This window comes from Acetobacter sp. JWB (genome assembly GCF_003323795.1).
GTDB classification, from domain to species: domain Bacteria; phylum Pseudomonadota; class Alphaproteobacteria; order Acetobacterales; family Acetobacteraceae; genus Acetobacter; species Acetobacter oryzifermentans.
Genome location: NZ_CP030871.1, coordinates 116,063 through 139,554 on the forward strand (window position 1 = coordinate 116,063; position 23,492 = coordinate 139,554).

The window sequence follows — 23,492 nt, forward strand, 5'->3', positions numbered from 1 at the left end:
TAAGGAGGGCAGCTTTCTTTTTACAACAAGGCTAAGGTTGATAGTGTTGCCGAAGCGTTGCCAGCACAGCAAAGGGGCTGTTGTGATTATATTTTTCTGGCTGAACTCTACCTGTACGCTTTTTTGAGTGTTTCCGATTTTTTACAGTTTTCTGGGGGATAATCAGAAAAGGAGCAGGTGGGCCAGCATGTGTATCCGGTAAAATCTGGGGTTTTTGTACATGCAGCCCAAGGCTACGCAAAATGCACGGAAGAATAGCCTTTTTTACACCTAGCCGAGAGGCAAAGAAATTCGGAATCTGCCGTGATCCGTGTGAAATCAGAGCTATAGATTCAGCATATAGTGCAGCAGCAATATCGAGTCGGATCAAGGTGCCCCCAGAAATAATCCATCCAAGCTGCATCAGGAGAGATTTCTGCGGCGGTGTGAGCAAAGCGGGTAAAGGGGCCGAAACAGCACCTGTGCGGGGTAGTTCTGGTAAAACAATGCCAGAATGTAAGCTTAGCAAAAGAGCCCGCAAAGCCATGGAGCTAGGGCGCATTATTTTACTACAAAAAACAGTGTTTTTTTGTTGGGCAATATGAAGGCGCTTTAGCATGTGTCTGGCACGTACTGGCAAGGCGGAAAGGTGCGACACCTCGGCCACACCTCCGTTTTCGACCAGCATATGCACCATACCGCGGAGCAATGGCTGATCAGCCACTGCTTTTTCTGCATGAAATAAGGGTGCCAACTCTTTGCGGATATGTGCATCAACAAAGGCAGCCAGTCGTTGCCGGATTTTTTCTTTCTGTCCAGGTTCTAGAAATTCTGCCTCACGCACTTCAATAACTGGGTGCAGCACATCTGCTCCGGCTTGCAAGCGCGCAATGGCATCTTTCTGCCAGCTGAGTACGCCATTTTGCAGGTTCAGCGTTATTTCCGTGTCTGGTGCCTGCAAAAACTGGGAAACACGATAGGGTATCTGGTTACGTGCCGCCCGACGTGCCGCTTTGAGAATAAGTTTCTGGTCAGACTGTGCTGCTTCAGGGTCTGGGGTAAAGCTAAAGCCCCGCATATGGCCTACTGCATGCCCTTCTACACTTACTTCACCCGTGCGGGTAATGGCAGAAAGCAAAGGGGTGGTGTCTGCTTCTTCCAAGCGCCGTGCCAAACTAGCGGCACGTTTATCTACAAAGCGTGTGGTCAGGCGTTCATGTAATACGTCGGAGAGAGCATCTTCCAGCCTTAGGGTATGGTTCCGCCAGTGCGCAGCGTTTTCGACCCAATCTGGTCTGGCCGAAACGTAGGACCACGTGCGAATACCCATAAGGCGCTGCATCAGGACATCAATATCCCCCTCCAGCTGTTCCAGATTGGCAAGGCGAGATTTCATCCATGCGGAAGGCAGGTGTCCTTTTTGGGCAAGCAGGATGAAAATCTGCTCACACAGCCGGATATGGCTGTCTTCCCCCAGTTTGCGAAAATCCGGAATCTGGCACACCTCCCACAACAACTGGGTGCGGGCAGGCGTATGGGCTAATTTTTGCACTGTAGCATTCTGCATCAGTGCAGACAGCGCCAGTAAGTCGGATGCCGGGGCGGCAGATTTCAGGCATCGGTCAGGAGGCTTTTGGCATAAGCTGGCGTAAAGCGTGCTGGGAGAGGTAAAATTGAGCTTGCTGTTACGCCACCACAAAAACGGCAGCGGCTCGAAATGGTGGGTTTCAATGGCCTCTACCATTCCTTCCGGAAAAGGTGGACATTCTCCGGTTGTGCCAAAAGTGCCATCCTGTGTGCCTCGGCCTGCGCGGCCCGCAATTTGTGCCGCTTCTGCTGGGGTTAGCAGTCGGTTTCTGTATCCATCAAACTTGCAGATATTGGCAAAGGCAATGTGCCGGATATCCATGTTCAGCCCCATGCCGATAGCATCGGTTGCAACCAGATAATCCACTTCCCGGTTCTGGTAGAGGGCAACCTGCGCATTGCGGGTGCGGGGTGAAAGCTGGCCCATTACCACAGCACATCCCCCGCGTTTACGGCGGATAAGTTCTGCAATGGCGTAAACTTCAGCTATGGAAAAAGCCACAATGGCCGTGCGCGCTGGCAGGCGGGACAGGCGCATGTGCCCCGTATATGTCAGGTTGGAAAGGCGGGGGCGTGTGTCTATTTCTATGCCACGAATCAAGGTTTTGAGCAGAGGTGCGATGGTTTCTGCACCCAAAAAAAGGGTCTCAGATCGCCCGCGCGCATTTAAAAGTCGATCTGTAAACACATGGCCGCGTTCGGGGTCAGCACATAGCTGAATTTCATCTACGGCTACAAACTCTACCTTACGGTCAGATGGCATGGCCTCTACCGTGCAGGAAAACCAGCGTGCCTGAGGTGGGATAATTTTTTCTTCACCGGTAATCAGCCCAACGGAGCGCACGCCTTTAAGTTTAACCATGCGTTCGTAATTTTCACGCGCCAGCAAACGGAGCGGAAAGCCGATCATGCCAGAGGAATGGGCTAGCATGCGTTCTAGCGCTAGATGTGTTTTTCCGGTGTTGGTGGGGCCCAAAATGGCCCGCACGGGCGCATCGTCCGGCGTAGATGCGTGATGAGCGGCAGCAGCCATACGGCGGGAAGAAACCATCATACAAACATCGTCTGCCGCCGCGTGTGGAAAAGCAAGCCATCAGATGCCATTATCCTTGCAGAAGGAAATATGCTGACGGGTAATTCGCCTGAAAGCGAAGGGAGAAATGTCATGCCTGTTCGTGAAGCCGATTGTCTGGTTGTGTCCCGCCGAGGAAGTAAGGTGCGCACTGTTCATGCTGTTCGCCCATCGGAGCAGGCAGTTTTAGAGGCATGGGTAGGGGAACAGGCAGCGGCTTTTGCAGAAAGTTGTGGCTTTAAAGCTCTTCCCGGCCAACTGGTTATGGTGCCGGATACAAACGGGGTGCCAACAGCGCTATTTGGCGTGCCAGAAAAGGGTGTGGTTGACCCATTTATTTTTGGAGCTTTGGCGCAAGAATTGCCGGACGGAGACTGGCGGGTGGAAACACCGGATGACATTGCGCGGCATGATGTGATTTTAGGCTTCTGCCTTGGAGCATATCAGTATGGTTTGAAATCTGCATCCGCCAAAAAACCAACAACACGATTGGTGGTCACGGCGCAGGAACGTGCAAGCGTGGCATCAGAAATAGCACGTTCCATCTGGCTTGCGCGTGATCTGATTAATACACCAGCCAATCTGTTGGGCCCGTCTGATCTGGCACGAGCAGCCAAAACAGTGCTTAAGGAATTTGGTGCTGATGTGGATGTTATAAAAGGAGCTGCGCTGGATAAAGCATACCCTTTGCTGGCGCATGTGGGCAATGGGTCAGACCGCGGCCCACGTGTGGTGGTAGCGCAATGGCATGGCAGCACGGCAGATAAAAAAGCACCGCTGATTTCTTTGGTCGGTAAAGGTGTGTGTTTTGATAGCGGCGGGTACGATCTTAAACCCTCCAGCGGTATGCTGCGCATGAAAAAGGATATGGGTGGGGCCGCAACAGTTCTGGCCCTTGCCCGCCTGATTATGACGCAGGATTTGCCTGTAAGGCTGGAACTGCGGCTTGGCTGTGTGGAAAACAGCGTTTCCGGGCATGCCATGCGCCCGTTGGATGTGGTGCGTAGCCGTTCTGGCCTTACGGTAGAGATTGGCAATACAGATGCAGAAGGCCGTCTGGTTTTGTGTGATTTGTTGCATGAAGCAGGAGAGCAGAACCCCGATCTGCTGTTGGATGTTGCAACCTTAACAGGGGCTGCCCGTGTGGCTCTGGGGCCAGACCTGCCCGCCTTGTTCTGTAATGATGAGGCCATTTCCAAGGTATTTCTGGAAGCAGGGCAGCAGGAAGCAGACCCCATGTGGCGCTTGCCTTTGTGGCAAGGGTATCGGGAATGGTTGGGAAGTTCTGTTGCAGATATCAGTAATATTTCATCAAGACCTACGGCGGGTGCGATTACTGCCGGATTATTTCTTGAACGATTTGTAAATCCAGATCAGCGTTGGGTGCATATCGACAGTTATGCATGGAATGACAGTTCCCGCCCTGGACGGCCAAAAGGTGGCGATTCTCCTGGGGTTCGGGCCGTTTTTAAAGCTATTACGCAGCTTTTTTGTGAAGAGCAGGATACCGCTGCCATAAAGGTGTCATAAAAGAAGGGAGAATGTGTTCTTATTAATACTTTAAAAGAGTCGTTTCGCCTCCTATATGAAATCTCAAGGGGATTCGTTCCGTAACAGGAAGCGGGAATATGTCGCTTTATCTTGAGAGACCAAGATAAAGCGTGCAGCAAAAGGAAAGTGAAGCTTATGCCTCAGGCAGCAGAAAAAACAGAGGATCTGGCCAAAACCCTGCGGGATACGATTGTATCCTTGGTGCGTGGAGATGCTCCAGATTTGTCCGCTCGCCAACTGGCAGTGTTTTTGACATGTTATCTGGATGAAACCGGCCATACCGTACGTGGTCTAGCTGCCAGCCTGAACGTTTCCAAACCGGCTATTACCCGTGCTTTGGATCGGTTGAGTGAACTGGATCTGGCCCGCCGTAAGGTAGATCCGTTGGATCGTCGTTCCGTACTGGTGCAGCGTACGCCTAAAGGGGCTGCTTACCTAAAGGAAATTCGCACCATTATGGGCGAAACTGTAGAAAATGCAGCACGCAAGGCTCAACGTTCCGCAGAGCGTGAGCCAGCAGCTCGGCGTGTGCGCCGTGTGATGGCTGCCTGAGTTTTTGCTGGTTCAACCAGTTTGAAACTTTTGTAGGAAGTAAGCGTTTTTTCTTCACGGTTTTCTGAAAAGCCTGCTGTTTTGTATTCTAAAGCAGCAGGCTGATTTTTCGGCCAGACCAACAAGAAGAAAGGAACGTTTCATGCGGTTTTCTTCATTTTTTACCGCAGCTGCGCTTGCGGCATCAGCCAGTTTTATTCCTGTCGCCCATGCTGAAGATGCCATGGGGTCACCCACTGCTACGGTTACTATTACAGCGCGGTCAGCCGATCTGGGAGTAGGCTATACATGGGGTGGCGGCAGGCTGCGTTACGGCGGTAAAACGTACAAATTTTCTATTACCGGCGGCACAATTGCGGCTGTTGGTTATTCTAAAATTGAAGGAAAAGGCACCGTTTATAATCTGCATCGTTTGTCAGATTTTAATGGTACTTATGGCGCTGCTCATGGTGAAGCAACGCTGGGGCAAGGCTTGGGTGGCGCTGTTCTGGAAAACAAGAATGGCGTGCGTATCAAGATTGAAACCATTTCTCAGGGCGCACGGCTTGCAGGTTCTGCACAGGGGCTGACCCTGACGCTGGAAAAATAAAAGATTGCAGTTACCACGCGCCAACAGGGTGTTGGCGCGTGCGTAAAATTGCAAAGCCTGTCCATATAAGTTGCGGCACGCATACAAGTATAAAAGCCGTTATGCTTCCTGCGGTTACAGGCATAGGGGCCACAAAACAGGCTATCATTATCCCCCAAAGTGTGAAGGTCCATTCCATGCAAGAAATGGCGGGAGCATATATGCCGCTTCGGTGGAGCACCTGATACAAATGCCCACGATGCGCCTGTACCAAGGAATGTCCGGCCAGTTTGCGGCGAATCAGCGTGAAAATAACATCATAAATCAACGGAAACAGCAGTGCAGGCCCCACAACCCACCCAGAGGGAAGCGCAGAATGTGCTGCGACATACAGGGCGGCAGCACCAGCCAGTAGTCCACATCCTTGGCTTCCTACGTCTCCCAGAAAAATGCGGGCATTGGGGAAATTAAAAGGCAGAAAACCTGCCAAACAAAAAGCCATAAGCAATGCTGGCCAACGTAAAGTTGGTACGCCCAGATAAGTAGCTGCGCCGGCTATACATAGTGCTGCAAGACATAAACAGCCAGAAATCAGCCCGTTTAATCCATCCATGAAATTAACGGCGTTCGTTATAAATATCAGCCATAATACGGAAAGAATGGCCCCAAAAAGCGGTGTGGGCCAAGGCAGAGTAATGCCTCCGACCACCATGATGCAGGCAGCGGCGCATTGCGCTGCAAATTTAATGGTGGGGGGCCACTGATAAATGTCATCAAGCCATGAAACGGCACATAGCAAAAGGGTAGCCGTAGCCAGCGCGCAGGCGGGGAGGGAAAGAAACCGCTGGCCGGTAACATACATAAGCACCGGTAAAACAGCCGCAAAAGCAAGCATTACACCTATGCCGCCTCCTTTGGGGGTGGGGGTATCGTGGGCACTGCGATGCCCCGGCGTATCCATAACGGCAAGCCCGATCATGCCCCGCACAATGCAGGCGGAAAGAATGCAGGCACCTAAAAGGCAGAAAATTGCCACACAGGAAAAAGAAAAAGACATGAAAAGACAGTCGTCCGGTTGAGCCGCTTCTAGGATGGCAGGTGCTACGCTATAGGTGCAAGATAATGGCATCACAACACTCTCAGCCCCTACACCGTAATCCGCGTCTGCGCCCTGTAAACAGGATAGCCGTAAATATCGTGCTGGATGGCGTATTGGCGGCACTTGCTGCACCTCTGGCGCGGTGGCTGGCGGCCCCGCAAGATGGATTGCTGCATCCACTCTGGTTTCTGGCTGGGGGGGCTATCACGCTGCTTGTCAGCGGGTTGCCATTCCGTATGCCACAGCAATATTGGCGGTTTTCCGGTGTTTCAGACCTTCTAGGTATTGCTGGAGCCTCCATTGCCAGTTCCGTGCTGTTTTCATGCGGGCTTGTGGCAGTGGGCTTTCCGTTACCTAGCCTGACCTTTCCCATTATTTATGCGTTGGTTCTGCTGGTTATGCTGGGCGGGTTGCGTGTGGGGTATCGTCTGGCGCACAGAATAGCCCTTCGTCGGGCCAACCTACGGCGAGTAGTGTTGATAGGGGCAGATACGGTTGCAGATCTGTATCTGCGTGCGCTGGAGCGTAACCCAGAGGCAGGGATTCGTGTTGTAGGGCTTGTGGCCTTGGGCACGCATCAAGCAGGCCGACGCATCCACAACGTTCCCATTCTGGGGCATGTGGAAGATATTGGTGCCGTTTTAGATCGGTTGGCCAAAAACAATATGCTGCCCGAATCCTTGGTGGTGACAGATCCTTCCTTCCGAGGTCGTGCTCTTACCAATGTGCTGGATGCGGCAGCGGTGCATGGTATCTCAGTATTGCGCACGCCCGCTTTAACAGATCTTACCCCCGCAGAGCGTGTGCAACTACGGCCTGTACCATTGGAAGACTTGCTCAACCGCCCACAAGTGCCACTGGATCGGGAAGGTATGGAACGGCTGGTGGGCAACCGCACCGTTCTGGTTACGGGGGCAGGGGGCACTATTGGTTCTGAACTGGTGCGGCAGATTGCTCTCCTTGGCCCTAAACGCCTGATTCTGCTTGACCATGGCGAGTTCGAGCTGTGGCAGATAGATGTGGAACTTGCAGATTGTGCCCCTCATGTGCCGCGAGAAGTGGTGGTGGCCGATGTGCGGGATGAAGCGCGGCTTGATGATGTGATGGCGCGTTTCCGTCCGGAATTGGTGTTTCATGCCGCAGCGCTGAAGCATGTGCCTATTGTAGAGGCAAACCCGGCTGAAGGATTGTTAACCAATGTGCATGGTACGCGTGTTGTAGCCGATACGGCATCTCGCCATGGGGCGCAGGCCATGGTGGTGATTTCAACAGACAAGGCGGTGAATCCCTCCAGCCTGATGGGCGCATCCAAGCGAGCGGCAGAAATGTACTGTCAGGCGCTGGACGTGCGTGCCCGTGCATCGGGCAAGGCAAATGCCATGCGGTGTGTTACCGTGCGCTTTGGGAATGTTTTAGGGTCTACTGGCTCTGTTGTGCCATTGTTCCGCCGTCAGTTGGAACGTGGTGGCCCACTTACCGTCACGCACCCTGAAATGCGCCGATATTTCATGACAGTGCCAGAAGCGGTGGGGCTTGTGCTGCAAGCCAGTGTGCGCGGCATGCGTCATACAGATGGCTCTGGCACCGATGACTTACTGAGGCATGGCGGTATTTTTGTGCTGGATATGGGAGAACCTGTCCGCATTGTAGATCTGGCCCGGCAGATGATCCGTATGGCCGGTTTGCGCCCTGATGAAGATGTAACTATCCGTTTTACGGGCTTAAGGCCCGGTGAAAAACTGTATGAGGAACTGTTTCATGGCCGGGAAGCCCCAGTGCCAACCGATGAACCCGGCCTGCTAATGGCAACGCCCCGGCTGGTTGATCTGGAGCAGATACGCCAAGAGGTGGATCAGATTACGGCCTATGCGCGAGAAGGTGATGTGCAGGCTGCTTTGCGTATTCTGGCATTGCTGGTGCCGGAATTCGATCATAACCCAGCAGGAGAGGTGCGTGCCCTGGCGCCAGAATCTGCGGCGTCTGGTGCTATGGCGGCGGGTGTTGTACACAGCGGACAGGCGCAGGCCGATGGCAATGAGCAGGTGGCATTATGAACAGTTCACAAAACAGGCCTATCGCTTTTCTTGATCTCGCAGCCCAGCAAAAACGGCTGGAACCCGCATTGCGGCAACGGTTGGAAGCCGTTCTGGCGCATTGTCGCTTTGTAATGGGGCCAGAGGTTCTGGAGCTGGAGCAGCGCTTGGCCCAGTGGTGTGGCGCGCAAGAGTGCGTGGGTGTTTCCTCTGGCACAGATGCTTTGCAGATTGTGATGATGGGGGAACAGATTGGCCGGGATGACGCTGTGTTCCTGCCCGCGTTTACCTATACCGCCACGGCAGAAGTGCCATTGGTGTTGGGTGCCACGCCTGTTTTTGTGGATGTTGACCCACAGACCTTCCAGATTGACCCAGAGCACCTGCGCAAGCGCATTCGTGCCGTGAGGGAAGTTGGCAAACTGAAACCACGCGCCATTGTTGGGGTGGATCTGTTTGGCCAGCCTGCGCCGTGGGCAGAGTTACGGGCCATTGCGCAGGAAGAAGACCTTTTCCTGCTGGCTGATTGTGCACAATCCTTTGGAGCAAAGCTGAATGGTACGCCTTTGGGGCGGGAAGCCACAGCAACAACGCTATCCTTTTTTCCATCCAAGCCTTTGGGTGGTTATGGGGATGGCGGTGCTATTCTGACGGATGACCCGGAGCGCGCAGCCCTTTATCGTTCCTTGCGTACACATGGCGAAGGCACAACCCGGTATGAGGTGTTGCGCACCGGTATGAACGGACGGCTGGATACTCTGCAAGCTGCTGTCCTGCTCGCCAAGTTGGATGACTTTACGCGAGAACTGACGCGGCGTGAGGAAATTGCCTGCCAGTATGATGCAGGCCTAAAAGATGTGGTGCAGGTGCCTGCGCGCGTGCCAGATAGCCAGAGCGCATGGGCCATTTATTCCGTGTTGCTGAAAAACAGCGCCGAGCGTGAGCAGATGCAGGCCCGCCTGAAAGAACAGGGTGTGCCATCAGCCATTTACTACCCGCTGCCGCTGCATAAACAACCAGCCTACCGGGATCATCATGATGGTACGGCGTTGCCTGTTTCAGAAGATTTGGCGCAACGCATTCTGGCGTTGCCAATCCATCCGGAACTGACAGATGAAGAAGTAGCCCGCGTTATTGCTGCGGTGCGCGGGTAAGAGAAAGATACAGATAATGCGGAAAGAGACGGCTTTTATTATTGGCTTTTTTATTTTTACGCTCAGTACGGCAGCCCTGATCTGGAAAGTGGCTCTGCCTAACCTCAAGCCGGTTTCCTTTCCGCAAGTGGCAAGTGGTACTTTGGATGTTGGCCCCATGCACCGCACACGCGCTTTAAGCCCGGATGAAGTAAAGGCGGTGAATGACTGGTTTAAGGATAACAAAGGTGGCTGGGGGCCGTTAACGCGTACGCCGCCATCATCAGGCGATGCCCGCATGGTGCTGAACGATGCTCAGGGTAAAGAAGCCTTGGTGCTTACGCTCTGGACAGGTATTAGTGCGGCAGATTGGAACTCCACCGTGTTTGTTGAAAACCCGGATGGCTCACAGGTGCATTACAGATCGTTTTCCAACAAGGAATTTGCACCTCTGCGGATGATGGTTGACCGTTACCCCTATAAACGATCCAGCTTCCCCTGATTTTTAAAAGTGTAGAGTGCCACAAAAACAAAACCCCTTCCACTTATGCGGTGGAAGGGGTTTTTTGCTGTGAACTGAATAGCTATGCCGGAGGGCTAGCCAGCAGGTCTGTCTGTTGCATCAAAACGGAAAGGCTCGCCAATGGCTTTGTCTGCCAGAGTGCCTTCCCACATAACCTGATGACCACGGATAATGGTGCCAACAGGGCGGCCTGTAATGGTATTGCCGGTAAAAGGAGACCACCCGCAGCGTGAAGCCAGCCATTCTTCCTTGATCGTCCACTGGGCTTTCAGATCTACAATTGTAAAGTCTGCATCATATCCAACGGCAATGCGCCCTTTACGCACCAAACCGAACAAACGCTGTGGCCCTGCGGATGTAAGATCTACCAAGCGGCGCAGTGTCAGCCGGTGGTGCGCAACGTGGTTGAGCATTAAAGGCAGAAGTGTTTGCACGCCCGGCATGCCGGAGGGAGAAGCAGGATAGGTACGGGCCTTTGCTTCCTTGCTGTGGGGAGCGTGGTCAGACCCAATGACATCAGGCAAGCCCTGAGAAACCCAATACCACAGGCCGTCACGGTGTGCGCCGGAGCGGATAGGTGGGTTCATCTGCGCGAATGTGCCAAGGCGGGCGTAAGCGTCTTCCCCCGCAAGTGTGAGATGCTGAGGGGTGAGTTCACAGCTTGCTACATCGCGGTGCTGGGCAATCAGGGCCAGTTCTGCCGGGGTGGTAATATGCAGCACATGCACACGCCGCCCGGTTTTGCGCGCTAGATGCAGCACACGGGTGGTGGCCCGTAGGGCTGTTTCATCATCCCGCCAAACAGGGTGGGATGATGGGTCGCCTTCAACCCGTTCTCCCATACGTTCTTTTAGGCGGGTTTCATCTTCGGCATGAATTGCAACGCGGCGGCGTCCAGATTTCAGCACACGTTCCAACATGCTGTCTTCTGAAACCAGCAGGCTGCCGGTGGAAGAGCCCATAAACACCTTAATGCCAGCCGTGCCCGGCAATTTTTCAAGCTCACCACATTGGTCGGCATTATCAACCGTGGCTCCTACGTAAAAGGCATGTTCGCACCACATGCGGCCTTTTGCGCGGGCCAGCTTGTCTGCCACAGCTTCTGGCGTAGAGGTGGTGGGTTTTGTGTTGGGCATTTCAAACACGCCCGTTACCCCACCCAGCACGGCTGCACGGCTGCCGGATTCGAGGTTTTCATTTTCCTCGGCGCCGGGTTCACGGAAATGAACCTGCGTATCTATTACGCCGGGCAGAATGGTTAGGCCCGTGCAGTCTATGGTGCGGGCGGCATCAGCTTGTCCGCCAATGGCGGCAATGGTGCCACCTTTAACGTAAACTGTGGTTTCCACTGTGCCATCAGGTAGTACAACGGAGCCACCCTTCAGTGCCAGATCAAAAGGGCCGCGCTGGTCGCCAATAAAAGGGGCAGAAGGTGCCATAGGGAATTATCCTTCAGCTTTCGGGGTTTCCCGCGTGCGGGTACGCATGGTCACCAGCTCTTCAGCCGATGTGGGGTGAATACCAATTGTGCGGTCAAAATCTGCTTTTGTCAGTTCGGCCGTTACAGCAATGGCTACACCTTGCAGCATTTCTGGTGCGTCATCCCCTAGAATATGCACCCCCACAACCTTTTGGCTTTTTTGGTCCACAACCAGTTTCATCACTGTTTTACGTGTGCGGCCGGTCAGGGTGTGCCGCATGGGGGTAAAGCGAGTGAAATAAATGTCCACCGTGCCATTACGGGCGGCTTCCTGCTCTGTCAGCCCAACGGTTGCCAATGGGGGAGAAAAGAAAACAGCTTTGGGGGTTGTGGCGTAGCACCATTGGCGGGCAGGGCCTTTGCCAAACAGGTGGTCAGCCAGATGATGGCCTTCTGCAATGGCAACGGGGGTCAGGTTGATGCGGTCTGTTACATCGCCAATGGCGTAAACATCCGGCTGGGCTGTTTCACTATTGGTATCAACTTTGATGCGCCCATTATCTGCTGTGGTGATGGCTGTATTTTCCAGTCCCAGCGCATCAATTTTGGGCCGACGGCCTGTTGCCATAAAAACGCAATCTGCGCGCAGGTGCTGGCCATTATCCAGCGTAACCACAAGGTCTGTGCCATCTTTGGTAATGGCGGTGGGGCAGGTGTGGCGGTGCTGGGTAATGCCGCGTGCATCAATGGCTTCTGCCATGGCGCTGCGCATTTCTTCATCAAAACAGCGCAACGGCAAATCACGCCGGTACACCAGATCTACCTGAGAACCCAAGCCTGCAAAGATACCGGCAAATTCAATCCCGATATATCCACTGCCAATAATAACCACTCGTTCTGGCCGCTGTGGCAGGTGGAAAGCCTCATCAGAGGTAATTGCCAGTTCCTTGCCGGGGATATCAGGTTTTACGGGGGTGGAACCAGTGGCAATAACAATGCGTTCTGCCGTAACAGTGCGGGGGGCTTCGTCCGGCGCAAGGGAAGAAGGTTCAATGCAGATGGTATGTCCATCTACAAACCGGGCATGGCCGGTTAAGAGTGTAATACCGGCTTTTTCCAGCATGGAGACGTAAATGCCGTTCAGGCGGGTAATTTCCCGATCCTTGGCGGCCATGAGCTTGCCCCAGTCATGCGTGCCGCGGGTGGATGTCCAGCCAAAACCGTGGCTGTCCTCTACCATATCGCCGTATTCACTGGCCTGCACCATCAGCTTTTTGGGCACGCAGCCCAAATTTACACAGGTGCCGCCCCAATGTCGGCTTTCTGCAATGGCAACGCGCGCACCGTGGCTGGCTGCAATGCGCGCGCACCGTACGCCGCCGGAGCCCGCCCCAATAACCAGAAGATCAAAATCATAGCTCATGGGGAGCGCTCCTTTAATAATGTGTTTTAAGCGGCGGTATTGGGCATAAAAACGTGTGCCTTATCTTTCAGCAAACGCTTTTTCCACCACGTATGCACCTGGGGTGGACATGTTGCCTTCATCAAACCCACGCGCACGCAGCAGGGCTTCTGTATCAGCCAGCATTTCTGGAGAACCGCAGATCATGACGCGGTCATGTTCCGGGTCAAGCTCAGGAATGTTCAGATCCGTGAAGATCTTGCCCGATTCAATCAGCTTGGTGATGCGTTCTGTTACGGCAAAGTCTTCACGCGTAACGGCTGGGTAATATAGCAGCTTTTCCTTGATATCTTCTCCAAGGAACTCGTGCTGTGGCAGTTCGTGGCGGATATGGTTGGAATATGCCAGCTCACCAGACAGACGTACGGTGTGTGTCAGAATAACGTGGTCATACCGTTCGTAGCATTCCGGATCCTTGATCAGGCTCATGAACGGGGCCAGCCCTGTGCCTGTAGAAAGGAAATACAGGTTACGGCCGGGGCGCAGGTTATCTAGCAGCAATGTGCCGGTTGGTTTGCGGCCGATCAGCACCGTATCACCCACCTTTACGTGGCGCAGGCGGGATGTCAGCGGGCCGTTGGGCACAGCAATGGAAAGAAATTCCATTTCATCCGCATAATTGGGGGATGCAATGGAATAGGCACGCAGCAGGGGCTTGCCGTCTACTTCAATCCCGATCATGGCAAACTGGCCGTTTTCAAAGCGCAGGCCGGGGTCACGGGTGGTGGTGAAGCTGAACAGGCGGTCCGTCCAGTGATGAACGGTCAGAACCTTGGCAGGGTAAAGGTGCCCGTATTCTTTGGTTGGCGGGGCGAGATGCCACACGCCTTCCTGTCCATCAACAGGCAGCAGGCCGCTGGGCACTTCAGAGGCGGACATCCGTGGCAGGATATCGTTTTCAAGCATGGTTTCAGACATGGACCGCTATGTACTCCGCTTGTAGCAGATCAGAACAATGTGCCTTTGCGTAGTAGATACAAAAGCACCGTGAATTTCTTGCTGGCGGCGTTTTTAGAAGGGTGAGGCGTCTAATGCCAGTGTAAATTCATCACACAACGTGTTCGCGCAACACGTAACTGGCTGAAAACCGCCTGCCGCTTCTGTCTGCTGGGTGGGGTGGGGGTGCCACAATGGCCAAATCAGGCCATGGGGGCAAGGCAGATTTTTGATTTATTTTGTATGAAGTATGCCGCCAAGGCATTGTTCCGGCCCGCAGGATGACGCAAGAGAGAAGGCATGACGTCAGACAGCTCTGCTTCTCCAGCCCGTCAGGCTCTTGCCTACGCTGTAGCCCACACCACCATTGCCCCAGAGGCCAAGGAAGAACACGAAGTTCTTCGTCGCCTTGCCCGCAATCTTGAGCCGGGTGCTCATGAGGTGCCGAATGAAACCTACCTGCAGGTTTTGTGCCAGGTGCGGCGCAAGCGCTGGATTTCCCGCTTGCTGGATAAAACACGCCGCAGTGGGCGAATATGGATTAGTCGGGAAGAAATAGAAGAAGCGGTTTCTGGTATTACAGACCCGCAGGCCGATGATAAGGCACTAGAGCGTGCGCTTGCGCCCGTGGCCGAGTCTCGCCTACGTGGGTATGCACCAACACCCAGAGCAGTGTTTGAAACGGTGCAGGCTGATCTGGTGGATACAGGGCGCGTGCTCTCTCCAGATCAGACAGATTTGCTGCTTATGGCTATTGCCGTGGCATTTGGCCTGCCAGAGGGAGACCCGTTTCTTGAAACGGCCCGGCGGGATGAAGCCCGCAGGCAGCAGGCCGCCAGTAAAATAGAACAGACAGCCCGCCAAAAGCGCAACAAGGAAGAAGCGCGGTTGCGGGAGTGGGAAGAAAGTCTTGTTCCGTTTGCTGAAGTGCCACGCCTGCTGCGCTGCTCCCAGCGTGAGGCTTTGCGCTGGATTGCAGAAAACCGTTTGCCGGTTGCCAGAAAGGTGCGCGAATCCGGCGGGCGTGAACGGTGGGAGTTTGATCCGGCTGCTTTGGTGGCCTTGCGTGGTAAGGTGGGAGAGTGGCGGAAAGATAATGGCCGTGGGGCAGAAATTGGTGGTTCCAAAACGGCACCGGATATGGGCCGCAAGGTGGCCAATTCCGTTATTGCCCGCGTGGCGGCGTTAGACCGCTATGCTGCGCATTTTCGTACAGCACGTGCGCTCAACCGGCAGATTACGCTTGTTACAGGGCCAACCAATAGCGGTAAATCCTACACGGCTTTGAACGCATTGGCACAAGCCGAAAGTGGTCTGGCCTTAGCCCCGTTGCGATTATTGGCTCATGAATTTCGTGAAGCGCTGGCTTCTAGAGGTGTTGAGGCGTCTCTTTCCACGGGTGAAGAACGGATTGTGGTGCCGGGCAGCAAGCATCTGGCTGCAACCGTAGAAATGTGCCCGTTTTACAGCCCCGTAGATGTAGCTGTTATTGATGAAGCCCAGATGCTGTTTGATACAGACCGCGGTGCAGCATGGACAGCCGCTATTATGGGGGCACCCGCGCGCCATCTCTATGTATTGGGGGCACCAGATTGTATTCCCATGGTGCGGCGTATTGCCGAACTGTGCGGTGATCCGCTGGATGAAATTTCTCTGGAGCGCAAAAGCCCGCTGCGTGCGGCATCGCACCCTGTGCGATTGGCGGATCTGGGGGCAGGGGATGCGCTGATTGCATTTTCCCGCCGTGAAGTTCTGGATTTACGCGCAGCCCTGCTTCAGCACGGCAAACGTGTGGCCGTGGTGTATGGAGCGTTAAGCCCAGAGGTGCGGCGTGCCGAAGCACAGCGTTTTAATGATGGAGAGGCCGATATTCTGGTGGCCACAGATGCCATTGGCATGGGGCTTAATCTTTCTATCAAGCGTGTGGTATTTGCGGCCCTGAAAAAATACGATGGCCGCCAGACGCGAGATTTAACCGTGCAGGAAGTAAAGCAGATTGGCGGGCGTGCGGGCCGTTTTGGCAAGCATGAAACCGGTGTTGTTGCAGTTCTTGCTGGTGCGGGCAGCCCAACCTTTATTCGGCGACAGTTGGAAGCAGACCCAGAACAGCCCGATGATTTGAGACCATATGTACAGCCCGATGCTGATATTGTGAAAGCTGTGGCAACGGAAATTGGCTCTCAAAGCTTGTATGGTGTTCTCTCACGGATTCACCGTGCCGTGTTGCGTAAAGATGATCCGAATTATCGCTTGTCAGATATGGAACAGGCTTTTGCCATTGCATCTGCTCTGGAAGGGGTAGAAGGCTTGGATCTGACAACGCGCTGGTCTTACGCCATGTGCCCGGTGGATGACCGAGATAATGGTATTCGCCGTTTGGTGGGTTGGGCGGCAGATCATGCGGCAGGGCGGCGCGTATTGCCACCGGGCACAGGCCGTTTACCCCCAAGTGAGCGGGCAGGGCGTGAAGAGCTGGAACGGGCCGAAAAACGGCACAAGCGTTTGGTGGCATGGCGTTGGTTGGCGCTACGCTTCCCCGAAATCTACCCAGATCGGGAAGAAGCGGAGGATACCACGCGCAGGCTGAATGATTGGATTGAAAGCGTATTACGGCAGCAGAGCCGCACACGCCGTTCGACCCGATTTTGAATACAAAAAGGGTGGTGTCTGGTTTCATGAGACACCACCCTTTTTGTAAGATATTACCAGCTTGTGCCGGTCAGCCTTTCAGAAACATCCCATAGGCGTGCGGCTGTGCTGCCTTTGCGCGCAGTGGGAGGAATATGGGCCGGGCCGGGTGGGCCGCGTCTTTCCTGATATCCTTGTGGGCCGTAATAATCCCCATCTCGCGCGGTGGGGGACAGTGCTGCGTACAAAATAGGCTCAGCCCCATGCGCAGCGGATTGCCCCATAACGCGCAGAACGATGCTGCCCAGAAATTGTTCAATACGACCGAGAGGGGCGGGCATACTAGCGGCTTGCCCATTAGCAATAATGGATGTGCTGGCCCAGCCAGGATGTGCTGCGCGCGCATGCACATTCCACCCTTGCTCACCCGCCCGGCGTGCCAATTCCATGGCAAAAAGTAGGTTGGCCAGCTTACTTTGCTGGTATGCCCCAAAAGGACTGTAGCGATAACGGGATTGCAGATCATCAAAGCGAATGTGGCCTTTGCAGGCTGCCAAACTGGCAACACTTACAACAACACCTCCGCCCGGAGCACTTTCCAACAAATGTCGCAAATGGGCTGTCAGGGCAAAATGTCCTAAATGATTCACCCCAAACTGAAGCTCAAACCCGTTTTTGGTTTCCCTACGGCGTGTTGGGGCCATAACGCCCGCATTGTTGACCAGCAGGTTCAGCCTATCCGTATATTTTGTAACAGCGGCTGCACATTCTGCGACAGACTGGAGCGAAGAAAGATCCAGAGACAATGGGATAATCTGTGCATTTGGACATTCCGCTTTGATGCGGGATACGGCCTCACGCCCACGCTCTGCATGCCTTACAGGCAACAATAAACGTGCGCCCCTATGCGCGAGCCCCAAAGCAACCTGAAACCCCAGCCCACTATTGCCACCGGTTACAAGAGCAACCTGCCCTTTTAGGTCAGGCTGGCTGTGGTTAACGCGCCATGCTCTGCGCCCTGTCATGAGGGAAGAACTTTCAGGCGTTCATCCTGCTCGGCTGCTTTCATGGCTTCCTCCGTCAGACGTTTTTCATTGCGCTTGATGAATATGAACAAAGACCCAATCACAATACAGGCCACCGCTCCAAAGGCGATAGCCAGAGGGCCGGAAAGCCGGAGGATCTCATTGCCCAGCAGATAGGCAACAAGCGTGTAGCCTCCCGCCCAGAATATGCCACCAAGTGCGTTATGGAGCAGAAACGTATGCCACGGCATATGGTTCGCCCCAGCCAACAGGGCCACAAACATACGTAGCACGGCAATAAACCGCCCAAAAAATACAACCGGGCCGCCATGTTTAAGAAAAACGTAGCGCCCTAGCAAAAGGCGCTGAGATGTGAGGCCAATTTTAGGCCCGTATTTTTGTAACACTCTTAGCCCAACAAGATGGCCAATCAGATAGCCAAAATTGTCGCCCATAATGGCGCCCAGCACTCCGGCCAGTGCTACGCCCTCAATATGCAGTTTGTGCGTTGTGGCACAAAACAGCGCTCCGGTAATAAGCAGGCTTTCTGCTGGCAGCGGAAAGCCCATGCTTTCTAGCATTACCACAACCCCTACCACCCCATAACCGTAATGGGCGAAAAGGCTGCTTAGGTAATCTACCGAAAAGAAATTGTGCAAAGAGTGTAACAGAACGGAACATCCAATTTAGACAGAGCACGAGACTGCTCACGGCAGAAACCGTTCAGGTTCTGTTATGTCAAGCATTCTGCGTAAGAGTGTATGTCGGAATGCTTAACACGTGCAGTGTCTGGGCGCATGTTTTTCTGGATGCAACAGTCGGAATGGTAAAAATATCTGCATGAATAACACACCTCCTTTTTCTTCTTCTGTACAGCCAATGCCGTGTGGCACATGGCCTTCTCCTGTTACGCCGGATCTGGTGGCAGGAAAGACACTGACCTTTTCCGAGGTTCGGGCCGTAGAAAATACAGTTTTCTGGCTGGAACGGCGCCCTGCAGAGGCAGGTCGCTCTGTGCTGATGCGGTGGACTCAGGCAGAAGGGGCCTCTGAAGCACTGACGCCAGATACAGATGTAGCAACCCGCGTGCACGAGTATGGTGGCGGAGCTTATGCGGTTAAAAGCGGGAGCATTGCCTATTCTGATAAACGCACAGGAAATGTGTGGCTGCGTAGGGAATCAGAAACAGAAGCGGTTTTTATGGCCGGAGAGGCAGGGCTTCGGTTTGCAGATCTGCGGTTTGATGTGAATTCTGAAGCAGTGCTGGCCGTGCGGGAAGATCACCAAAAAGCGGGAGAAGCCAAAACGGCACTGGTGGCGTTACACGTGCAGGGCAACAAAGCCGGTGTCGTGCTTAAAGCTGGAGCAGATTTTTATGCGGCCCCGGCTTTTTCACCAGATGGGAAATGGGTGACGTGGGTTGAGTGGGATCACCCCAACATGCCGTGGGATGCTACGCGCCTGTGTCTTGCCCGTGTTCAGCGAAATGCTTCAGGCGAAATCTGCGGCATTGCAGATGCCCGTGTGTTGGCAGGTGAACAAACAAGCGAATCGCTTATAGAGCCGCGATGGGCATCTGATGGGCGATTACTGGTTCTGTCTGATCGTTCAGGAAGCTGGACTATATGGAACGTCCATTGGCAGGAAAACAACCCAACTTTATCCCGCTATCCTGCCCCAGAAGGAGAGATAGGGCAGCCTGCATGGGTATTTGGGCAGAGTAGTTATCAACTGCTTAAAAATGAGGGCTGTCTGATTTTGGCAGTTACGCAGGGGCAGGCAACATGCTGGATAAAACCGGATCGAGCCTCTGATTACCGCATCTTCCATGCCAAACCCGATCAATGCCCCGTTCCCTTGGCAGATGGTCGTTTTGCCTGGTTGCAAGCGCCGCCAGATGCGCTGCCTTCTGTTGTGGTGGGTATGCCAGAGAATGGGGCAGAGATTATTTTGCAGCGTTCATCAAAAGAACGGCTGGATGCGGCAGATATTTCCATTCCCGAATCGATTCGTTTTTCGGTGGACGGAGAAAATGGCCTATGTGGCCATGCCTTCTTTTACCCTCCTACCAACCAGCATGCATCTGTGCCAAAGGGTGAGTTACCCCCCATGGTTGTGCAGGTGCACGGAGGCCCCACAGCTCGGGCGCAGGAAGGACTATCTTTTAAAATCCAGTGGTGGACGTCTCGCGGCTTTGCTGTGTTGGATGTGAATTATGGTGGCTCTACCGGATTCGGGCGCGCATGGCGGAATCGTCTGAAAGGCCAGTGGGGTGTGGTGGATGTGGCAGATTGTCTGTCTGCTTGCCGTGCCGTTGTGGAATCGGGGCGAGTAGATCCGAATCGCATAGCTATTCGTGGTTCCAGTGCAGGGGGCATGACCGTACTGGTAGCGTTGGCTGTTTCAGATATATTTGCAGCAGGTGTGAGCCTGTATGGCGTAACCGATCTGCGAGCCTTGGCGCAGGAAACACATAAATTTGAAGCACGCTACCTAGATGGTCTGATTGGCCCGTGGCCAGAAGCTGAGGCACTTTATCTACAGCGCTCTCCAATCTTCGTTGCCGATCAGATTCGCGCACCGGTGCTGTTGTTGCAGGGCATGGACGATAAAGTTGTGCCGCCAGAACAGGCCTATTCTATGGCGGATGCCTTAAAAGCAGCAGGCACTCCGGTAACTTTACGAGAGTTTGAAGGAGAAGGGCATGGCTTCCGTAAGGAGGCGACTATTCGTGCCGCTTTTGCGGAAGAGTTGGCTTTTTATGCCCGTGTGTTTGGATTTGCTACGCAAAACTAACCTGTAGAAATGGAAAATGGCTGAAGGACGGTTGTTCCTTCAGCCACTGTCCGTGGTCAGTCTGTATAGCGTGGTTTGTAAGTCAGGTTTTCAATCCACGCCCGAATGTCTGTGGGGCGTTCAACGGTTGCGGCATCTTTATCAAAAATAAACTCCGCAATACGTGTGGCGGAGGTGATGGACACTTCCAGAATATCGCTTTGTGGCGGGAACAAACGGCCCCGTTCACGCGCTGCCGGATCTACCTGATCTGCCAGAGCCTGTGCGGCTTCAATCACCATTTCATCTGTAATCAGCTTGGGGCGCGTAGCATATACGGCCAGCCCTAAAGCCGGAAAGATGTAGAAATTATTAGCCTGGCCCGGATAGAACGTACGATCATTATACGTCACTTCCGGATACTGTAGGCCTGCTGCAAAAAGTGTGCGGCCTTTAGACCATTCATAAGCTTGCTCAGCCGTGCATTCCCCATTTTTCTGTGGCAGAGAAAGCGGGAAAATAATGGGGCGTTCATTCAGTTTGCTCATTTCTTCCACCACCTCTTGGGTGAAAGAACCGCCAGCAGTGGAAACACCAATCAGCACTGTGGGTTTAACAGTTTTGATCGTGCCCAGCAGATCACGTGATGGCGGAAGATTTTTGGCAAAACGTTCCTGCTCAGGCAGCAGATCAGAGCGGGATGTTTCTAAAAGACCGTTCACATCCATCAATGTAATGCGGTCAATGGCTTCCTGTTCAGATAGCCCTTCCTGTTTCAAGGCGGAAACCAGCATATCGGCAGTGCCGATGCCGGAGGAACCCGCTCCCAAGAACAAGAAGCGTTGTTGGGCCAGCGATTCGTTCTTGATTTTCAAGGCTGTAATCAGGCCAGCCAGCGTAACGGCAGCTGTGCCCTGAATATCATCATTATAGCACAGCACACGATCATGATATTTCTTGAGGTAGCGTAGGGCATCTGTGCCCTTCCAATCCTCAAAATGGATACAGCTTTGCGGGAAAACTTCCTGCACGGCCTGAATGAATTCTTCCACAAAAGAATCTAGCTCTTCTATCGGGGGTGGTTCACGCCGTAGGCCCAGATACAGAGGATCGGCTCTTAGGGCGCTGTTTGTGGTACCAATATCAAGCTGCACAGGCAAAAGCGAATCGGGAGGTACTGCACCGCAAGCCGTATACAGATCCAGCTTACCAATGGGGATACCCATGCCGTTTACGCCAATATCTCCAAGCCCCAGAATACGGCCGCCTGTGGTCACGCACATAAAGCGAACATTTTCCATAGGCCAGTTGCGCAGCACGTCTTTAATGCGGCCACGCATATCCAAGCTGATATACATGCCGCGCGGACGGCGATAGATATGGCTGAACTGTTGGCATACGGCGGCCAGCGTGGGTGCGTACACAATTGGTACGAATCGGGCCGGGTTAGACATTAAAACCTTGTAAAACAGGGTTTCGTTCTGGTCGCGCAGGCCACTCAGATAGATGTAGCGTTCCAGATTGCTGGGTTTGGCCTCAAGATGGCGGTGGATACGCTCTACCTGCCTGTCTAGGTTTTCAACTTGTGTGGGTAACAGTCCTTCCAGCCCATAAAGGCGGCGCTCTTCCTCGGTAAACGCCGTGCCCTTGTTCAGGTGCGCATTATTAAGAAGGGCCATTCCTCGCAGTTGGGGCGTGGAAGCAGATGGCATGATAACTCCATGAATTGTGAGGCCAAGGGCAAGATTACAGCGGTTTTTTATGCAGAGGGGAAGGGTGCAAAACAGCAGGTCTGGGTTAAGACAATAAAAAAGGCGGCACCAAGGCCGCCTTGAGTTCTTGCAAATGGGAAAGCTGATTTTACAGCTTTTCCACCTGATTGTATTCCAGATCCACTGGTGTGGAGCGCCCGAAAATGGAGACACTTACTTTCAAGCGGCCTTTTTCTTCGTCTACTTCCTCAATTACACCATTGAAGGATGTGAACGGACCATCTGCCACACGAATCTGCTCACCCACTTCAAACGATACGGCAGAACGAGGATGCTGCACACCTTCTTCTGTCTGCTTGATAATGCGTTCAGCTTCGGCCGCAGAAATAGGGGTAGGGCGATTTCTGGTTCCTAGAAAGCCCGTAACCTTTGGCGTGTCTTTTACCAGGTGCCACGTTTCGTCAGTCATTTCCATTTTGACGAGCACATAGCCGGGGAAGAACTTGCGTTCCGTATTCACCTTCTGGCCACGACGCACTTCAATGACTTCCTCGGAAGGCACCAGAATTTCATCAATATGGTCGCTCAGGCCCTTCTGTTCCGCTTCTTCGCGAATGTGCTGGGCAATTTTCTTTTCGAAGCCCGAATAGACGTGAACCACATACCAGCGCTTGGCCATGTCGTTAGCCTCCCAGCCCGAAAAGTTGACGCACACCGAGACCGATCAGCTGGTCAACAAAAAAGAAGAAAATGGATGCCATGCCTGCCATGGCCAGAACGGCGCCCGTGGTAACCAAGGTAGCACGGCGGGTGGGCCATGTGACCCGTTCCGCCTCGGCACGCACATCATGCAGGAACTTACCGGGACTGAACGACACGAACCACCCTTTCTACACTGCACGGAAACCGGATATTTTTCCGGTGGCAGTCCTGAATACACCACACATTCCACACAGGATTTCCGCGTTGAAACTTAGAAAAACGAGGCGGAAACTACGGCGCAGAACCTGCAATCTTAAACCTGGCAGGGGTGGAGGGTCTCGAACCCACAACCTCCGGTTTTGGAGACCGGCGCTCTAGCCAATTGAGCTACACCCCTACAGCCTGTCTGCCGTAGCTGGATCAAAGCTATAACGGATAACCGCCAGCCTGACCAGCCACTTAACAGCAGCCTTTGCAGGTGGCGGAAGAAAATATGTTGTGGGCTTAAAGTCAAGAGGGAAACAACAAGTGCCCGCTCTTTTTTAGCGTGTGATCAAAAATTTTCTCTTCAAACTTGCAAAATGTTGTCTTTGGGGTTAGTGGCAAAAACACAAGAAATATGCGGGCATAGCATAGTGGTAATGCAGTAGCCTTCCAAGCTACTGAGGAGGGTTCGATTCCCTCTGTCCGCTCCATCTTACATTTCCCAAAAATTTGGCAGTTCAAAAATTCTCG

General features: G+C 53.5%; 18 protein-coding genes and 2 tRNA genes. 9 read left to right on the forward strand and 11 right to left on the reverse strand.

The window, feature by feature from the left end; all coding sequences use genetic code 11:
* Positions 1 to 31: 31 nt before the first annotated feature.
* On the reverse strand, positions 32 to 2,620 hold the full coding sequence (locus tag DS739_RS00565) for a helicase-related protein (protein ID WP_006116683.1): 2,589 nt from the start codon (positions 2,618 to 2,620) through the stop codon (positions 32 to 34).
* Here DS739_RS00565 and DS739_RS00570 point away from each other — a divergent pair.
* From DS739_RS00570 to DS739_RS00580, 3 genes are all read left to right on the forward strand, one after another.
* On the forward strand, positions 2,582 to 4,168 hold the full coding sequence (locus tag DS739_RS00570) for a M17 family metallopeptidase (protein ID WP_035353952.1): 1,587 nt from the start codon (positions 2,582 to 2,584) through the stop codon (positions 4,166 to 4,168). The two genes, DS739_RS00565 and DS739_RS00570, sit on opposite strands and share 39 nt — an antisense overlap.
* Before the next feature lie 156 nt (positions 4,169 to 4,324).
* Positions 4,325 to 4,741: a MarR family transcriptional regulator gene (locus DS739_RS00575; protein ID WP_035353907.1), complete on the forward strand. Its 417-nt coding sequence runs from the start codon at positions 4,325 to 4,327 to the stop codon at positions 4,739 to 4,741.
* A gap of 142 nt (positions 4,742 to 4,883) precedes the next feature.
* Positions 4,884 to 5,330, forward strand: a complete 447-nt coding sequence (locus tag DS739_RS00580) for a hypothetical protein (RefSeq protein WP_006116686.1) — start codon at positions 4,884 to 4,886, stop codon at positions 5,328 to 5,330.
* Positions 5,331 to 5,340: 10 nt separating this feature from the next.
* On the opposite strand, the gene DS739_RS00585 is transcribed toward DS739_RS00580, so the two are convergent.
* On the reverse strand, positions 5,341 to 6,438 hold the full coding sequence (locus DS739_RS00585; protein ID WP_050793148.1) for a UDP-phosphate alpha-N-acetylglucosaminephosphotransferase: 1,098 nt from the start codon (positions 6,436 to 6,438) through the stop codon (positions 5,341 to 5,343).
* On the opposite strand from DS739_RS00585, the gene DS739_RS00590 reads away from it, so the two are divergent.
* The 3 genes from DS739_RS00590 to DS739_RS00600 are packed head-to-tail and all read left to right on the forward strand — an operon-like array spanning position 6,432 to position 10,076.
* A complete protein-coding gene (locus DS739_RS00590; RefSeq protein WP_035353902.1) occupies positions 6,432 to 8,462 on the forward strand; it encodes a nucleoside-diphosphate sugar epimerase/dehydratase in 2,031 nt (676 codons plus the stop codon). The genes DS739_RS00585 and DS739_RS00590 overlap by 7 nt on opposite strands.
* A complete protein-coding gene (locus DS739_RS00595; RefSeq protein ID WP_006116689.1) occupies positions 8,459 to 9,595 on the forward strand; it encodes a DegT/DnrJ/EryC1/StrS aminotransferase family protein in 1,137 nt (378 codons plus the stop codon). Before DS739_RS00590 ends, DS739_RS00595 begins: the two co-directional genes overlap by 4 nt.
* 16 nt (positions 9,596 to 9,611) lie before the next feature.
* Positions 9,612 to 10,076 (forward strand): hypothetical protein, encoded by a 465-nt coding sequence (locus DS739_RS00600; protein WP_003629813.1) that lies wholly within the window; start codon positions 9,612 to 9,614, stop codon positions 10,074 to 10,076.
* 95 nt (positions 10,077 to 10,171) lie between these two features.
* Here the strand turns inward: DS739_RS00600 and DS739_RS00605 are convergent, their stop codons facing one another.
* The 3 genes from DS739_RS00605 to DS739_RS00615 are packed head-to-tail and all read right to left on the reverse strand — an operon-like array spanning position 10,172 to position 13,897.
* On the reverse strand, positions 10,172 to 11,536 hold the full coding sequence (locus tag DS739_RS00605; protein ID WP_006116690.1) for a dihydroorotase: 1,365 nt from the start codon (positions 11,534 to 11,536) through the stop codon (positions 10,172 to 10,174).
* 6 nt (positions 11,537 to 11,542) lie between these two features.
* Positions 11,543 to 12,940 carry a glutathione-disulfide reductase gene (gene gorA / locus DS739_RS00610; RefSeq protein ID WP_006116691.1) on the reverse strand — a complete coding sequence of 466 codons (1,398 nt, stop codon included), beginning with the start codon at positions 12,938 to 12,940 and terminating at the stop codon, positions 11,543 to 11,545.
* A 60-nt stretch (positions 12,941 to 13,000) separates the two neighbouring features.
* Positions 13,001 to 13,897, reverse strand: coding sequence for a ferredoxin--NADP reductase (locus DS739_RS00615; protein ID WP_006116692.1), 897 nt, complete (start codon positions 13,895 to 13,897; stop codon positions 13,001 to 13,003).
* Between the two features lie 318 nt (positions 13,898 to 14,215).
* Here DS739_RS00615 and DS739_RS00625 point away from each other — a divergent pair, with 318 nt between their 5' ends.
* Positions 14,216 to 16,564 carry a helicase-related protein gene (locus DS739_RS00625; protein ID WP_006116693.1) on the forward strand — a complete coding sequence of 783 codons (2,349 nt, stop codon included), beginning with the start codon at positions 14,216 to 14,218 and terminating at the stop codon, positions 16,562 to 16,564.
* Positions 16,565 to 16,617: 53 nt separating this feature from the next.
* Here the strand turns inward: DS739_RS00625 and DS739_RS00630 are convergent, their stop codons facing one another.
* Together DS739_RS00630 and DS739_RS00635 are read right to left on the reverse strand one after the other, a co-directional pair.
* The gene (locus DS739_RS00630; RefSeq protein WP_006116694.1) at positions 16,618 to 17,568 is read right to left on the reverse strand and encodes an SDR family oxidoreductase; all 951 of its coding nucleotides are present in this window, start codon (positions 17,566 to 17,568) and stop codon (positions 16,618 to 16,620) included.
* Positions 17,565 to 18,227, reverse strand: a complete 663-nt coding sequence (locus DS739_RS00635) for a DedA family protein (protein ID WP_006116695.1) — start codon at positions 18,225 to 18,227, stop codon at positions 17,565 to 17,567. Before DS739_RS00635 ends, DS739_RS00630 begins: the two co-directional genes overlap by 4 nt.
* A gap of 181 nt (positions 18,228 to 18,408) precedes the next feature.
* On the opposite strand from DS739_RS00635, the gene DS739_RS00640 reads away from it, so the two are divergent.
* On the forward strand, positions 18,409 to 20,364 hold the full coding sequence (locus DS739_RS00640; protein ID WP_035353898.1) for a S9 family peptidase: 1,956 nt from the start codon (positions 18,409 to 18,411) through the stop codon (positions 20,362 to 20,364).
* A gap of 56 nt (positions 20,365 to 20,420) precedes the next feature.
* Here the strand turns inward: DS739_RS00640 and DS739_RS00645 are convergent, their stop codons facing one another.
* The 4 genes from DS739_RS00645 to DS739_RS00660 form a co-directional block, all read right to left on the reverse strand.
* Positions 20,421 to 22,055, reverse strand: coding sequence for an NAD-dependent malic enzyme (locus DS739_RS00645; protein WP_006116697.1), 1,635 nt, complete (start codon positions 22,053 to 22,055; stop codon positions 20,421 to 20,423).
* A gap of 148 nt (positions 22,056 to 22,203) precedes the next feature.
* Entirely contained in the window at positions 22,204 to 22,734 is a 531-nt protein-coding gene (nusG, locus tag DS739_RS00650) for a transcription termination/antitermination protein NusG (protein ID WP_003629802.1), read from the reverse strand.
* 4 nt (positions 22,735 to 22,738) lie between these two features.
* A complete protein-coding gene (gene secE, locus DS739_RS00655; RefSeq protein WP_003629800.1) occupies positions 22,739 to 22,933 on the reverse strand; it encodes a preprotein translocase subunit SecE in 195 nt (64 codons plus the stop codon).
* Positions 22,934 to 23,077: 144 nt separating this feature from the next.
* A tRNA-Trp gene (locus DS739_RS00660) sits at positions 23,078 to 23,154 on the reverse strand.
* A gap of 224 nt (positions 23,155 to 23,378) precedes the next feature.
* On the opposite strand from DS739_RS00660, the gene DS739_RS00665 reads away from it, so the two are divergent.
* Positions 23,379 to 23,452, forward strand: a tRNA-Gly gene (locus tag DS739_RS00665).
* Positions 23,453 to 23,492 lie beyond the last annotated feature (40 nt).